The 16,810-nt window shown below is 74.1% G+C and carries 3 protein-coding genes; all 3 read left to right on the top strand.

Features of this window, described 5'->3' with window-relative positions; translation table 11 throughout:
* Window positions 1-22: 22 nt before the first annotated feature.
* The 3 genes from ACFY0D_RS32550 to ACFY0D_RS32540 all read left to right on the top strand — a co-directional run bounded on the left by ACFY0D_RS32550 (window position 23) and on the right by ACFY0D_RS32540 (window position 16,790).
* Entirely contained in the window at window positions 23-1,066 is a 1,044-nt protein-coding gene (locus ACFY0D_RS32550) for an LLM class F420-dependent oxidoreductase (protein ID WP_390801547.1), read from the top strand.
* Window positions 1,067-1,094: 28 nt separating this feature from the next.
* Complete coding sequence (locus ACFY0D_RS32545) at window positions 1,095-2,396, top strand: glycosyltransferase (RefSeq protein WP_390801546.1); 1,302 nt, start codon at window positions 1,095-1,097, stop codon at window positions 2,394-2,396.
* A 189-nt stretch (window positions 2,397-2,585) separates the two neighbouring features.
* Window positions 2,586-16,790, top strand: a complete 14,205-nt coding sequence (locus ACFY0D_RS32540; protein WP_390801545.1) for an amino acid adenylation domain-containing protein — start codon at window positions 2,586-2,588, stop codon at window positions 16,788-16,790.
* Window positions 16,791-16,810: the final 20 nt, after the last annotated feature.

The raw sequence follows: 16,810 nt of genomic DNA, 5'->3' as shown, positions 1-16,810 counted from the left end.
CCACACCCCCTCGGAGGCTCCCATGCAGGTGTCCATGCAGATCCAGTACGACGGCGACGCGGTGGAGTCGGCCCGCCGGGTGAGTGCGCTCGAAAAGGCCGGGCTGGACCTGGTCTGGGTCCCCGAGGCCTACGGCTACGACGCTCCCAGCTTCATGGGCTACATCGCCGCACGCACCGAGCGCGTCCACATCGGGTCGGGCATCATGCCGCTCTTCACCCGCACCCCGACCGTGCTCGCCATGACGGCGGCCGGGGTGGACGCCCTCTCCGGCGGCCGCTGCCACGTGGGGCTGGGCGCGTCCGGGCCCCGCGTGATCGAGGGGTGGCACGGGGTCCCGTACACCGCCCCGCTGGCCCGTACCCGGGAGGCCGTGGAGATCATGCGGAAGGTATGGCGCCGCGACGGGCCGGTCCGCCACGACGGACGCTTCCACCGGCTGCCCCTGCCCGCCCCGGAGGGCAGCGGACTGGGCACGGCGATGCGACTGCTGTCCCCGCCCGTGCGGGAATCGGTCCCGGTGTGGCTCGCCGCGCTCGGCCCGCGCAACGTCCGGATGACCGCGGAGATCGCGGAGGGCTGGCTGCCGATGTTCTTCGTCCCCGAATGGTCGGACCGGGCCTGGGGCGAGGACCTGCGGGCGGGGCTGGCGAAGCGGGATCCCGCGCTGGGCCCGCTCCGCATCTCGGCGGGGGGCCTGCTGGCCATCGGTCCCCGGGCACACCTCGCCCGCGAACGTGCACGCCGTCAACTCGCCCTGTTCATCGGTGCGATGGGAGCTCCGGGCCACAACTTCTACGACGCGCTCATCCGCCGGTACGGATTCGGCGCCGACGCCGACAGGATCCAGCGCCTGTACGCCACGGGCGACCGGGCCGCCGCGGAGGCGGCCGTGCCGCAGGAGCTGCTCCAGGCGACCACGCTGTGCGGCACCGAGGATTACGTCAAGGACCGGCTGGCGGCCTACCGGGCGGCGGGTGTGACCCACGTCCAGGTGACGCCGGTACCGGACGACGGCCAGAGCGAGGCCGGGCTGGTGTCGCGGCTCAAGGAACTCTGCAACTGAACCACCACCCCCCGACGGAGAGAACACTGTGAAGGCACTGATCTACTCGAACCACGGCAGCCGCGGAGACGTCCAGCCGTACCTGGCCCTGGCCTACGCCCTCAACCAGGCCGGCCACACCGGGGTCCTGGTCGGACCGCGCCGCTTCGCACCGTTCGCGGCCGAGTACGGCGTCGAATTCGCACCGCTCAACGACGAGATGATGGACCTGCACGCCCGGCGTGACGTGCAGGAGATCCTGATGAACAACGACCGGCCCACGCCCGCGCAGGTGCGGCTGCGGGAGTCCCTCGGCAAGGAGCTGCTGCCCCGCCTCTACCCGATCATCCTCCGCGAGATGTGGGAGGCGGCGGCCGGGGGCGCCGACCTCATCGTCTACTCGCACTCCTCCCGCCAGGCCATTCACCAGATCGCCGAACGGCTGGGCGTGCCTCACGTACTGGCCCCGCTCTACCCCCACTTCGTCCCCTCCCGTGACTATCCGGCCGGGGTGGGACTGAGCTCGGGGCCCGACAACCTCGCGGACCACGAGCGGGCGGCCCGCGAGCCCCTCGACCCCATGACACACGCGATGGTGACGGCCTGGCGCGCCGAGTCGCTGGGCCTGCCGCCCCGTGCGGACGAGATGGACTTCCGCCACCGCCCGGACGGCTCCCCGACGCCGGTCATCCACGGCTTCAGCCCCCACGTGCTCAGGCATTCCGAGGACTGGCCCGAGTGGGTCCACACCACCGGATTCTGGTCGCTGCCCGCACACCGGGCATGGCAGCCGCCGGCGGACCTGCTGCAGTTCCTGGACTCCGGGGAGCCGCCCGTCTTCGTCGGCTTCGGCAGCATGCGGGGCCTCGACCCGGAGGGGGTCGGCCGCATGGCGCTGGAGGCGGTCCGCAACACCGGCAACCGGGCGATCGTCGTGGAGGGCTGGGGCGGAATCAAGATCTCCGAGACGGCGGACGACGTGTACGTGGCACGGGACGTGCCCTACGACTGGCTGTTCCCGCGCGTCAAGGCGGCCGTTCACGCGGGCGGTACCGGCACCCACAACGCGGCCCTGCTGGCCGGGATCCCCCAAGTGTCCTGCCCCTTCCACCGGGAGCAGCTGATGTGGGCCGAGTACCTGGAGGTGATCGGGGTGGCCCCCGCTCCCATCCAGTTGCGCGATCTCACCACCGAGGGCCTGACCGCCGCGATCCGCACGGCCACGACGGACCCCGCCATCGCCCGCCGGGTGGCGGAACTCGCGGAGAAGGTACGCGGCGACGACGGTTGCGGCACCGCGGTCCGCGTCCTGGAGAAGGTCCACGCGAACCACGGCCGGCCCGCCGCCTGACCGGGGGCAGCTCACCGTACAGAACGCATCCAGCCCGCCCCGGGGCGGGCTGGATAGTGTCCTGGCGAAATCCGGAGTGGCTGCTCGCCCGGAAATCCAGATCCGTTTCCCGTGCGGAAGGCACGCTGCGGAAGACTCCCAGCGTATTCGTCTCCGTACGCCCGCAAGTGAAGTGAGTGGCGAGGAGTCATGGACCGATCTCAGTCTTTCGCGGCCGGCGAGCGAACCCTTCCTCTGACCGGCGCCCAGGCCGGGGTCTGGTTCGCGTCGCAGGTCGATCCGGACAGCCCGATATTCAGGGCTGCCGAATACCTGGAAATCCATGGGCCGGTCGACCCCGCCCTCTTCGAGCAGGCCCTCCGGCAGACGTACACCGAGGCGGACGCCCTGCACATCCGCTTCCTCGACACCGCGGACGGGCCCCGCCAGGTGGTGGGCCCGCCGCCGTCCTGGCGGCTGGAGACGGTCGACGTGTCCGGTGAGCCCGACCCGCGGCGCGCCGCCGAGGAGTGGATGGGGCGGGACCTGCGCCGGCGGATCGACCTCACCCGCTCGCCGCTGTTCACCTACGCGCTCTTCCGCGTCCGCGACGACCACTGGTTCTGGTACCACGCGTACCACCACATCCTGCTCGACGGGGTGGGCGCGGCCCTGCTGGTCCGCCGGGTGGCACACGTGTACAGCGCCCTGGTGTCGGGCACCGAGCCGGACCCGTGCCCGTTCGAGTCGGTGCGCACCCTGCTCGACGCCGACTCCGCCTACCGCGGCTCGCAGGACTTCGAGCGGGACCGCGCCTTCTGGCTGGACCGCTTCGCCGACCGGCCCGAACCGATCGCCCTGTCGGCCCGGCCGCTGCGCGCGACGGCCAAGTTCGTCCGGCACACCGCCCACCTGCCGCAGGACGTCCAGCAGGACCTCACGGCCGCGGCGGAGCGCATCGGGGTCGCCAGGTCCCGCATCGTGATCGCCGCCACCACGGCCTTCTTCCACCGCCTGACCGGCCTCACCGACGTGGTGCTGGGACTGCCGGTCACCGCCCGGCACGACGCGAGGTCGCGCCTGGCGCCGGGCATGGTGGCCAACGTCCTGCCGGTACGGGTGGCCGTCACCCCCGACACGACCGTGGACGACCTGCTGGCACGGACCCGGGACGCGCTCCGCGGTGTCGTGTCCCACCAGCGCTACCGCGGTGAGGACCTGCGGCGGGACCTCGCGCTGCCCCACGACCACCGCCGCTTCTTCGGCCCGCTCATCAACGTGGTGCCCTTCGACTACGACCTGCGCTTCGCCGGGAGCCGCAGCGACGCTCACAACATGTCGCTGCGGCTCATCGAGGACCTCACCGTCTGCGTGTACGACCGGGCCGACGGGAGCCGGATCCGGGTGGACTTCGATGTCCACCCGGAGCTGTACCGCGACGGGGAGGCCGCCGCCGTCCAGAACGGCTACCTGGAGTTCATCGGCCGTGTCGCGCGGGCCCTGGGCGAACCCGGCACGCCCGTCGGCCGGCTCGGCCTGCTCGGCGACGCGGAGGCCCAAGCCCCGACCCCGGCCGCGCCGACCGGCCGGACGGGCGGCGCTCCGGCCGGGCGGACGCTGCCCGCGCTCTTCGAACAGCAGGTGCGGACCTCGCCCGCGGCACCGGCCGTCGAGTACGCGGGAACCGTCCTCGACTACGCGGAGCTGAACCGGCGGGCCAACCGCCTCGCCCACGCGCTGGCGTCCCGGGGCGTGGGTCCGGAGGACCGCGTCGCCCTGTTGCTGTCCCGTTCGCCGGAGTTCGTGATCGCCGCGCTCGCCGTCGCCAAGGCGGGCGCCGCCTACGTACCCGTGGACCCGGCCTACCCCGCGGAGCGGATCGCCTACGTGCTGCGGGACGCCGCTCCCGCCGTCGTCCTGGCGGAATCCGGTACCGCGGCCCCGGCCGAGGCGGCCGGCTGTCTCCCCCTGCTCCTCGACGACGCGGCGGTCGTACGGGAGCTGGCCGGCCGGCCGGCGACCGATCCTGCCGACGGCGACCGGACCGTGCCGCTCACCGCCGACCACCCCGCCTACGTCATCTACACCTCGGGCTCCACCGGCCGTCCCAAGGGCGTGGTGGTCACGCACGCGGGCATCCCCGCACTCGCCGAGGCGTGCGCCCGGCGCCTCGGGATCGGGCCCGGCAGTCGCGTACTGCAGTTCGCCGCCATGGGTTTCGACGCCACGGTCGCGGAGCTGTGCATGGGCCTGCTGTCCGGCGCGACCCTGGTACTGGCGCCCGGGCGGCAACTCATGCCCGGCGACCCGCTGGCCTCCTTCACCCGCGAGGCCCGCATCACCCACGCGCTCCTTCCACCCTCCTCCCTGGCCGTGATGGACGCCGAAGGCGACCTGCCCCCGGACATGAACCTCTTCGTGGGGGGCGAGGCCACCCCGGCCGAACTCGCAGCCCGCTGGGCGCCCGGCCGACTCCTCGTCAACGCCTACGGCCCCACCGAGACCACCGTGATCGCCACCATGAGCGACGCCCTCGACGGCGACGGGGAACCGCCGATCGGCACACCGCTGCCCGACACCCGCGTCCATGTGCTCGACGGCTCGCTGCACCCGATGCCGCCCGGTGTCACCGGCGAGCTGTACGTGTCGGGCCCCGCTCTCGCGCGGGGCTACCTGGGGCGCCGCGCGCTGACCGCGGAGCGGTTCGTCACCAGTCCCTTCGGGCCTCCCGGCACACGCATGTACCGCACCGGGGACCTCGTACGGCAGCGCCCCGACGGCGCACTCGAATTCGTCGGCCGCGCCGACGGGCAGGTCAAGATCCGCGGCTACCGGGTGGAGCTCGGAGAGGTCGAGGCCGCCCTCCTGCGCCTGCCCGGCGTCGGACAGGCTGCCGCGGCGGTGCACCAGGACGCCTCGGGCGAGCCCTCGCTGGCCGCCTACGTCGTGCCCTGCGGCGACGGACTCGACCCGGCGGGGCTGCGCGAGCTGCTGGCCGGGTCCCTGCCCGGTCACCTCGTACCCGCTTCCTTCACCGTCCTGGACGCCGTACCGGTCACGGCGAACGGCAAGACCGACCGCGCGGCCCTGCCCCGCCCGGCCATTTCGGACGGGGCCGGCGCCCGGCGCGCGCCCCGGACCACGCGCGAGCAGTCCCTGTGCGAGATCTTCGCCGCGGCGCTCGGGCTCGACTCCGTCGGGATCGACGACGACTTCTTCACCCTGGGCGGCCACTCCCTGCTGGCCGCCCGCACGAGCCGCCGGGTCCGAGCCGTGCTGGGCCTGGAGTGCGGGGTGGAGGACCTGTTCTCCGCTCCCACCCCGGCCCGCCTGGCCGAACGCCTGGTGAACCCGGCAAAGGACCTGCCGGTCCTGCGCCCGGTACCGCGCGAGGGGGTTCTCCCGCTCTCCCCCGCGCAGCGGCGGCTGTGGTTCCTGCACCGGCTGGAGGCCTCCACGGCCGCCTACCACATCCCGCTCGTCCTCACGCTCGACGGTGAACTCGACCGCGGTGCCTTGGAGTCGGCGATCGGCGACCTCACCGACCGGCACGAGATCCTGCGCACCGTCTACCGGGAGAGCCAGGGCGTTCCCGTCCAGCTCGTCCTCGACGCCGGTGCGCCTCCCGTGCTGTCCGTCGAGGCCGTCACCGCTGCGGCGCTGTCCGCGAGGATGGCCTCGGCGGTGGCCCGCCCCTTCGACCTCGCGGCCGAGCCCTCCCTGCGGGCGACGCTGTTCGCGGTCGAACCGGACCGGCACGTGCTGTTGCTGCTGCTCCATCACATCGCCGCCGACGGTGACTCCCTCGGGCCGCTGCTGCGCGACCTCGTCGCCGCCTACGAGGCGCGGTGCGCAGGTCGGGCCCCACAGCTTCCCCCTCTGCCCGTGCAGTACGCCGACTACGCCGACTGGCAGCACCGCGTGCTGGGTTCCGAGGACGACCCTGACAGCCGTGCCGCGCGGCAGCTCGCCTACTGGAAGCAGCGGCTGGACGGCCTGCCGGAGAGCCTCGACCTGCCGTTCGACCGTCCGCTCGCACCGACCGGTTCCGCCCCCGCCGGCCTGGTCACCCTCGACCTGGAACCCGGGCTCCACCGGCGCGTCGCCGAACTGGCGAGGACGAGCGGTACCAGCGTCTTCATGGTCGTGCAGGCCGCGCTCGCGGTGCTGCTGACCCGGCTGGGCGCCGGCACCGACATCGCCCTCGGCGTCCCCACCGCCGCACGCGGCGACGAGGAGCTGGAGGCACTGGTGGGCTTCTTCACCCACACGCTGGTGCTGCGGACGGACACGGGCGGCAATCCGGCCTTCCGCGATCTGCTGGCCCGGGTGCGGGAGGGAAACCTGGCCGACTACGGGAACCAGGACCTGCCGTTCGAGCGGCTGGTGGAGGTCCTCAACCCCACGCGCTCGGCGGGCCGCCAACCGCTGTTCCAGGTCATGCTGGCGATGGACGGCTCGCAGCGCCGGCTGCCCGAGCCCGCCACCGGCCTGCGCCTGGGACTGCTCGACGTCGCGACCGGCAGCGCCAAGGTCGACCTTTCGTTCACCGTCCGGGAGGACCTCTCGGCGGCCGACGGCGCGGGCGGTGTCCTGCTCGCCCTGGAGTTCCGCTCCGACGTGTTCGAGCGGGCCACGGCCGAGGCGCTGCTCGTCCGGCTGGGCCGGCTGATCGAGACCGCCGCCGAGGCCCCGGAGACCCGTATCGGGAGCGCTTCGATCCTGACGCCCGAGGAAAGCCGCCACCTGCTGCAGGAATGGAACCGGACGTCGGCGCCGGAGTCCCTCACCGACCTCGTCGGCCGGATCCGCGGCATGGCCGCCGCGCGCCCCGATGCCATCGCGGTCACCGACGACGACGGCGACGTCACGTACCGGGACCTGATGGACCGCGTCGACGCGCTGGCTGCGCGTCTGCGCTCGCGCGGGGCGGGTCCCGAGCCGGTGGTGGCCGTCCTCGCCGAGCGCGGCAGGGACGCGGTCACCGCCTTCCTCGGCATCCTGGCGGCGGGCGCGGCCTACCTGCCGCTGGACACCCGCGCGCCGGCCGCGCGGACCGCCGCCCTGCTGTCCGACGCGCACGTGCGCCTGCTGCTGGCCGGCGCCGGCTGCCACGCGGCTGCGGACGCGGCGGCCCTGGCCGCGGAGGGGGCGGTCGACGTACTGCGGCTCGACGCCTGCGGCACCACGGAGCCCGACGGGGTTGTGGTGGCGCCCGCGGAGGCCTCGGCGCCCGCTCCGGGGCGGCTCGCGTACGTCATGTTCACCTCCGGCTCCACCGGCCGGCCCAAGGGCGCCATGGTGCACCACCGGGGGATGAACAACCACCTGCTGGCCAAGGTCGACGACCTCGGCCTGACCCGCGGGGACACGGTGGTGCAGAATGCGCCGCTCACGTTCGACGTGTCGGTGTGGCAGATGGTCGCACCGCTGGCCGTCGGCGGCCGGGTGCTGGCCGTGGGGGACGGCCTCGCGGCCGACGCCCCCGGCCTGTTCGACCGGGCCGCCCGTGAAGCCGTCACCGTGCTGGAGGTCGTGCCCTCCGTGCTGCGGGCGGCGCTCGACGCCTGGGACGAGGGCGTGCGCTGCCGGGCCCTGCCGGACCTGCGCCTGCTCGTCGTCACCGGTGAGGAGCTCCCGGCCGAACTGTGCCGGCGCTGGTTCACCCGCTTCGCGGACGTCCCCCTGGTCAACGCCTACGGGCCGACCGAGTGCTCCGACGACGTGTCCCACGCCCTGATCACGGCGGACGGGACGGAGGACGGGCGGACCACGGCACCGATCGGCCGACCGGTCCGCAACACGCTGCTGTACGTCCTCAGTGACGAGCTGCAGCCGGTGCCCGCCGGCATCACGGGCGACCTGTACGTCGCCGGCGCCGGCGTCGGCCGTGGCTACCTGGACGACCGGGGCAGGACCGCCGCCGCCTTCGTGCCCGACCCCTTCGCGGCCGACGGCAGCGTCATGTACCGGACCGGGGACCGCGTCCGCCACCGACCGGACGGACAGCTGGAGTTCCTCGGCCGCCGGGACGCGCAGGTGAAGATCCGCGGCCGGCGCGTCGAACCGGGCGAGATCGAGGCGCGGCTACGGGCCCTGGAGGGGGTCGTCGATGCGGTGGCCCACGTGGTCACCACCGCGGCCGGGCACAGCCGGCTGGTCGGGTACGTGGTGGGCACGCAGGACGTCGGGCCCCTGCGGGAGGCGCTGGCCGCCGCACTGCCCGAGCACATGGTCCCGTCGGTCCTCGTCCCGCTCGCCTCGCTGCCGCTGACGTCCAACGGGAAGGTGGACCGGAAGGCGCTGCCCGTGCCGGACTTCACGGCCGGGAACCGGCGCGCGCCCCGGACCCCGCAGGAGGAGGTGCTGTGCGGGATCTTCGCCGACCTCCTGGAGGTCGACGCCGTCGGCATCGACGACAACTTCTTCGGACTCGGCGGCCATTCGCTCCTGGCCACCCGGCTGATGGCCCGGGTACGCGCGGCGCTCGACGCCGACCTGGGCGTCGCCGACCTCTTCTCCGCGCCGACCGTCGCGGGTCTGGCCCGCCGGCTCCCGGCCGCGGGGCCGGCCGGTCGCGGCCCGGTCCGCGCGGACCGGCCGCAGGTGGTACCGCTGTCCCACGCCCAGCGAGGGCTGTGGTTCATCAACCGGCTGAACCCTGCCGAGGGCACCTACAACATCCCCCTCGTGGTTCGCCTCTCCGGCGAGGTCGACACCGCTGCGCTGGCCGAGGCCCTCGCCTCCGTGGCGGCCCGCCACGAGAGCCTGCGCACCGTCTTCCCCGAGCAGGACGGCGTGCCCCGGCAGGTCGTCCTCGATCCCGCCGAGGCCCGTCCCGCGCTGCCGGTGCTGGACACGACGGGCCGGGACCCCGATGCCCTGATCGCCGAGGAGGTCGGCCGGGGCTTCGACGTGACGTGCGAACCGCCGCTACGGGCCCGGCTCCTGGTGCTCGGTCCGCAGGAGCACGTGCTGGTCGTCGTCACGCACCACATCGCGAGCGACGGATGGTCCACGGCGCCGCTCGCCCGCGACCTGTCCGCCGCATACGCGGCCGCCCTCGACGGCCGGGAACCGGCCTGGGAGCCGCTGCCCGTCCAGTACCCCGACCACACCCTCTGGCACAACGGCCTGCTCGGCGACGAGAGCGATCCGGACAGCGCGATGTCCCGACAGCTCGCCTACTGGACGGAGGCGCTGGCGGACCTCCCGGAGGAGATCTCCCTGCCCGCCGACCGACCCCGGCCGGCGGTTCCCGGCGGGCGAGGCGGTTCGGTGCCGTTCGCGCTGACGGCCGAGGCGCACGCGGCGGTGCTGCACCTGGCCCGTGCGCGCGGCGTCACCGTGTTCATGGTGTTGCACGCCGCCCTGACGGCGCTGCTGACCAGGCTCGGTGCCGGCACGGACATCCCCGTCGGCGGATCGGTGAGCGGCCGTTCCGAGGAGTCCCTGGACGACGTGGTCGGCTTCTTCGTCAACTCGCTGGTCCTGCGGGTCCACAGCGGGGGCGATCCGTCCTTCGGCGAGCTGCTGGAGCGCACCCGGGACGCGGACACAGCCGCCTTCGGCCACCAGGACCTGCCCTTCGAGCGACTGGTGGAGGCACTGAACCCGCAGCGCTCACTCAGCCGCCACCCCCTCTTCCAGGTCAAGCTCGTCCTGCAGAACCTGACCCGGCCGCAGGTGGAGTTCCCCGGCCTGCGCGCCCGGATCGAGCAGTTCGACCCCGACATGGCCAAGTTCGACCTGCTGTTCAGCATGGCCGAGCGGTTCGGCGCGGACGGCGCGCCCCTCGGCATCGAGGCCGCCGCCGGCTATGCGGCGGACCTGTTCGACCGCTCCACCGTGGAGTCCCTCACCGACCGGTTCGTCCGGCTGCTGGAAGCCGCGCCGGCCGACCCGGGCCTGCCGATCAGCGCCCTGCCGGTGCTGGACGCCCGGGAGCGGCACGAGCTGCTGGCCGTCCGTACCGACACCGCGCACGAGGTGCCGCAGGCGACGCTCCCGCAGCTGTTCGAGGCGCAGGCCGCACGCACCCCGCATGCCGCGGCGGTCGTGTGCGGGGAGCTGGAGCTGACGTACGGACAGCTCGACGCCGACGCCAACCGGCTGGCCCGGCTGCTGGTCGACCGCGGTGCGAGCACCGGAACCCTGGTGGCGCTCGCCCTGCCGCGCTCGGCCGAGGCCGTCACGGCGATGCTGGCCGTGGGCAAGGCGGGCGCCGCCTACCTGCCGCTGGACCCCGAACACCCCGGAGAGCGCCTCGCCGTCCTGCTGAAGGACGCGCGGCCGGGCCTGCTGCTGGCGACGGAGGAAGTCCTCGCTTCGGCCCCCCACCTGGCACAGGGCCCGTGGGAGGCACTGGCGGTGGACCGCGCGGAGGTAGCCGCCGCGCTCGCGCGGTACTGCGGCAGCACCCTCGGCGAGGACGACCGGCCTGGTCCGCCGAACCCGTCGGACGCCGCGTATGTCGTCTACACCTCGGGGTCGACCGGCACCCCGAAGGGCGTCGTCGTGGAGCAGCGCTCCGTCGCGGCGTACGCGGCGCGCGCCGCCGACCGGTACGCGGGCCTGGCGGGCCGCACCTTGCTGCACTCGCCGCTCTCCTTCGACCTCGGGCTCACGACCTTGTACGGCACCCTCCTGGCCGGCGGCTGCCTCCACATCGCCGACCTGGACGAACGGCTGGCGGTGCCGGGCGGTCTGACGTTCCTCAAGGTCACCCCGAGCCACCTGCCGATCCTCGATTCCCTGCCCGGCGCCTGTTCCCCGACCGTCGAGCTGATGACCGGCGGCGAGGCGCTGCACGGCGAGCAGCTCGCCGGGTGGCGGGAGCGGCACCCGGGCGTCGAGCTGATCAACCACTACGGCCCGACCGAGACGACCGTCGGCGTCCTCGACCACCGTGTCCCGGCGGGCAGCCCGCTGCCCGGGGGGCCGGTGCCGCTGGGCCGGCCGATGTGGAACACCCGCGCCTACGTGCTGGACGCCGCGCTGCAGCCGGTACCGGACGGCGTGGTGGGCGAGCTGTACATCGCGGGCACCGGTCTGGCGCGGGGCTACCTCGGGCGTCCTGCCGCGACGGCGGAGCGGTTCGTACCCGACCCGTACGGCCGGGCCGGCACGAGGATGTACCGCACCGGGGACCGGGCCCGGTGGAACCGCGACGGGACGCTGGAGTACGTCGGCCGCGCCGACCACCAGGTCAAGCTCCGCGGCTTCCGCATCGAGCTCGGCGAGGTCGAGGCGGCGCTGCTGTCCGCCCACGGTGTGCGGCAGGCGCTGGCCGTGGTGCGCGAGGACCAGCCGGGCGACGAGCGCCTGGTGGCGTACGCCGTCCCCGGCGACGACGGGCGCGTGACGTCCCGCCAGGTGCGCACCCATCTCGCGGACCTGCTCCCCGAGTACATGGTGCCGTCCGCGGTGGTCGTCCTGGACCGGCTGCCGCTGACGGCCAACGGCAAGGTCGACAGGGCGGCACTGCCCGCCCCTGGGTTCGACGCCTCCGCGGCCGGCCGCGCGCCGCGCACCCCGGAGGAGGAGATCCTCTGCGGGCTCTTCGCCGACGTGCTCGGAACGGACCGGGTGGGGATCGACGACGACTTCTTCGCGCTGGGCGGCCACTCGCTGCTCGCGATGCGGCTCCTCAGCCGCATCGCCTCCACGCTCGGGGTGCGGGTGGGAGTCAAGGCGATCTTCGACTCCCCCACCGTCGCGGGCCTCGCCGGCCACCTCTCCACCCCGGACGAGGCCCGTCCGCGGCTGGTCCCGGCGGACCGGGGCGCCCTCGTCCCGCTGTCGTTCGCCCAGCGCCGCCTGTGGTTCCTGGGCCGGCTGGAGGGTCCCAGCGCCACCTACAACGTCCCGCTCGTCCTGCGTATCACGGGCGAGATCGACCGCGCCGCACTGCGGGCCGCACTGCGTGACGTCGCAGGCCGGCACGAGAGCCTGCGCACGGTCTTCCCCGAGCGGGACGGCACGCCCTTCCAGCACGTCATCGACGCCGTCGCGGGCGCGCCGGCGCTGGAGGAGGCCGACATCGCCCCCGGGCAGCTTCCGGAGGCGATCCAGGAGACCGTCATGCGCGGCTTCGACCTCGTCACCGAAGCGCCGCTGCGCGCGCGGCTGCTGACCTGCGGCGGCAGTGCGGTGCTCGTCCTGGTGATGCACCACATCGCCAGTGACGGCTGGTCCCTCACCCCGCTGCTGCGCGACCTGTCGCAGGCGTACGCCGCACGCCGGCAGGGCGGCGCGCCCGCCTGGACGCCGCTGCCGGTGCAGTACGCCGACTACACGCTGTGGCAGCGTGAACTGCTGGGCGAAGCGGCCGACCCCGACAGCCAGCTGCACCGGCAGCTCGGCTACTGGACGGCCGCGCTGGACGGGCTGCCGGAGGAGCTGGACCTGCCCACGGACCGGCCGCGCCCGGAGGCCGCCAGCTACCGGGGGGCCTGCGTCCCCGTGGCGGTCGGCGCCGGGACCCACGCGGGGCTCATGGCCCTGGCCAGGGCGAACGGCGTGAGCCCGTTCATGGTGCTCCAGGCCGGCCTGGCCGCCCTGTTGACCCGCCTGGGGGCGGGCACCGACATTCCGCTGGGCACCCCTGTGGCCGGCCGCACCGACGACGCCCTCGACGAGCTGGTCGGCTTCTTCGTCAACACCCTGGTACTGCGCACCGACACGGCCGGGAATCCGACGTTCCGCGAGTTGCTCGCGCGGGTCCGCGAGATCGACCTGGCCGCCTACACGCACCAGGACCTGCCGTTCGAACGGCTCGTGGAAGAGCTGAACCCGGCGCGGTCGCTGGCCCGGCACCCGCTGTTCCAGACCATGCTGATCCTGCACAACACCGGCCGGCCCGAGGCCGATCTGGCCGGACTGGACGTGAGCGTCGAGGGCGCCGAAGCCTCCGTCGCGAAGTTCGACCTGTCCGTCAGCCTCTGGGAGCAGTACGCCGCCGACGGTGCGGCGGACGGCATCCTGGGGCAGATCGAGTACGCCGAGGACCTGTTCGACCGCCCCACGGTCGAGGCCCTCGCGGCCCGGTTCCGGCGGCTCCTGGCCGCGGCGGTCGCGGAACCCGACCTGCCCATCGGCAGCCTGGAGGTGCTCGGCGAGGAGGAACGGCACGAGCTGCTGGTCGCCCGCAACGACACGGCCCACGAGGTGCCCGACGTGTCGCTGCCCGAGCTGTTCCGGGAGCGGGTGGCCCGCTCTCCGAAGGCCACGGCGCTGGAGTGCGGGGCCCTGGAGCTGACGTACGAGGAGCTCGACGCCCGCAGCAGCCGTGTGGCGCGGCTGCTGCACGACCACGGCGTCCGCCCGGAGGACCGGGTGGCCCTGCTGCTCGGCAGGCGCGTCGACAGCGTCGTGGCGACGATCGCCGTCGCCAAGGCCGGTGCGGTCTACGTGCCGCTGGACGGCCGCAGCCCGCAGGCCAGGCTGCGCCACATCCTGGACGGCACCGGCAGCGTGGTCGTGCTGTCCGACCGGACGGTGTCCGGGTTGCTGCCGGAGACATCCGCCGCCGTCGTCCTCGTCGACGGGCCCGAGCTGCGGGCCGACGGCCCCGCGGACCCGCCCGAGGTGGCCGTCCACCCCGACCAGCTCGCCTACATCATGTACACCTCGGGCTCCACCGGTGAGCCGAAGGGCGTCGCGGTGACCCACCGCAACGTGGTCGGCCTGGTCAAGGACCGCTGGTGGGCACTGGAAGCGGGCGACCGGCAGCTGATGCACCAGCCGCCGTCGTTCGACGCGTCCACCTACGAGTTGTGGGTGCCGCTGCTGAGCGGGGTGCGGATCGTCGCCCTGGAGGGCGAGTCCACCGACATCGCGGCCCTGGCCGCCACCGTCACCGGACGAGGCGTCACCGTCGGACCGTTCAGCGAGGGCATCTTCCGGCTGCTCGCGGAGAACCACCCGGCGAGCTTCCGGGACCTGCGCCACGTCACGATCGGTGGCGACACCGTGTCGGCGGCCGCGGTCCGCCGGGTGCGCGAGCACAACGCCGGGGCCCGGCTCACCAACAGCTACGGGCCGACCGAGGCGACCCTGGCGATCGTCCACCATGCGATCACCGACGAGGACGTCGAACGGAACTCGTTCCCCATCGGCCGGCCGATGGACAACACCCGGGTGTACGTCCTCGACGAGGGGATGCGGCCCGTGCCTGCCGGTGTCACCGGCGAGCTGTACGTCGCGGGCGAAGGCCTGGCCCGCGGCTACGTCGGCCGGCCGGCGCTGACGGCGGAGCGGTTCGTGGCGGACCCCTTCGGGCCCCCGGGCACCCGCATGTACCGCACCGGTGACAGGGTGCGCTGGCGCGCGGACGGCGTCCTGGAGTTCGCGGGCCGCGCGGACTCCCAGGTCAAGGTCCGCGGCTTCCGCATCGAGCTCGGCGAGGTCGAGTCGGCGGTGGGATCGTTCGACGGCGTGGCCCAGACCGTCGTCGTGGTGCGCGAGGACCGTCCGGGCGACAAGCGCCTCGTCGCCTACGTGGTGCCGGCGGACGGTGGCGCCGTCGACACCGCCGCGCTGCGGAGTCACCTCGCCGCACTCCTGCCCGACTACATGGTGCCCTCGGCCGTCGTGCCCCTGGACACCCTGCCGCTCACCCTGACCGGAAAGCTCGACCGCTCCGCGCTGCCCGCGCCCGACTACTCCGGCGGCGGCGGCCGGGGCCCGGGCAACGACCGGGAGCGGCTGCTGTGCACGCTGTTCGCGGAGCTGCTGGGGCTGCCCGAGGTCACGGTGGACGACAACTTCTTCGCGATGGGCGGCGACAGCATCGTCTCCATCCAGCTCGTGAGCCGGGCCCGGCAGGCCGGCCTCGTGCTCACCCCGCGGGACGTCTTCCAGTACCAGACCGTGGCGGGCCTCGCGCTGGTCGCGGCCGCACCGGACGGCCGGCAGGCGGAGCCCGACCGAGGGACGGGTACGGTGCCGCAGACCCCCATCGTGGGGTGGCTGCGGGACCTGGGCGGCCCGATCGACGGGTTCAACCAGGCGGTGCTGCTGCGGGTGCCCGCGGCCCTGACCCGGGACTCCCTGGTGTCGGCCGTGCAGGCCGTGCTGGACGGGCACGACCTGCTGCGCGCGCGCCTCGACCGGTCCGGCGCGGACGGCTGGACCCTGGAGGTCCCGCCGGCCGGGACGGTGGACGCGGCGCCCTGCGTCCGCCGGGTCGAGGTGTCCGCGCTCCCGGAGCCCGAGCTGGAGCCCGTCCTCGCCGAGCATGCGGAGGCGGCGCGCCGGGAGCTCGCCCCCGACGACGGCGCCATGGTCCGCGTCGTCTGGTTCGACGCGGGCGGGGACCGTCCGGGCCGACTGCTGCTGATGCTGCACCACCTGGTCGTCGACGGCGTGTCGTGGCGGATCCTCGCCCCGGACCTGATGTCGGGCTGGCTCGATGCCGCGGCCGGCCGTGAAATCGTCCTGGAGCCCGCCGGGACCTCCTTCCGCACCTGGGCGCGCGGGCTCGCCGAACGGGCCCGCACCGAAGCCGTCGAGGCCGAGCTGCCCCTCTGGCAGCGGATGGTGTCGGGGCCGGACCCCGTCCTCGCCGAGCGGCGCCTGGACCCTGCCCGCGACACGAAGGCGACGGCCCGCCACCACACGGCCGTACTGCCGGCCACGTACACCGAACCGCTCCTCGGCACGGTGCCCGCGGCCGTGGACGCCCGCGTGGACGAGGTGCTGCTCACCGGTTTCGCGCTGGCCCTCGCCGAGTGGCGGCGGCGGCGCGGCCGCGGGGGCGGCAGCCAGGTCCTGCTCAGCCTGGAAGGACACGGGCGGGACGAGACGGGAACGTCGGAACTGTCGCGCACGGTCGGCTGGTTCACCTCCGCCCACCCGGTCCGGCTGGATCCCGGCGCCAAGTGGCACGAGGTCCGGGACGGCGGGCCCGCCCTGGGCACCGCCCTGAACCGGGTCCGGGAGCAGATCCGCGCCCTGCCCGGCAAGGGCACAGGGTACGGCCTGCTCCGCCACCTCAACCCGCGTACGGCCCCCGCGCTCCGCGACGCCCCCGGCCCGCAGATCGCGTTCAACTACCTGGGGCGGGTACGCACCGACCAGGCCGGGCCGGCCGACTGGGGGGCGGCACCGGAGCAGGTGCGCATCTCCCCCGCGGACCCCGGGATGCCGTTCGGCCACTGCCTGGAGCTGAACGCGGTCGCCCATGACCGTCCGGGCGGCGCGGAGCTGAGCGTGACCTGGTCCTGGCCGGACGGACTCTTCGAGGAACACGAGATCCGGTCGCTGACCGAGCTGTGGTTCGAGGCACTGGAGACGCTTGCGGGCCACTCCTCCGCCCCCTCGGACACCCGCGGCCTGATGCCGTCCGACCTCCTCCTGATGGATCTGCTCCAGGACGACATCGACGAACTCGAGGCCGACTGGGAGGACTGACCCGGCTCCAGGCAGTCCGT

The sequence above is a fragment of the Streptomyces sp. NPDC001502 genome (assembly GCF_042894785.1).
GTDB lineage: Bacteria > Actinomycetota > Actinomycetes > Streptomycetales > Streptomycetaceae > Streptomyces > Streptomyces kutzneri.
The sequence above is the reverse complement of the archived record's forward strand: the minus strand, read 5'-3'. Positions and strand labels throughout refer to the sequence as shown.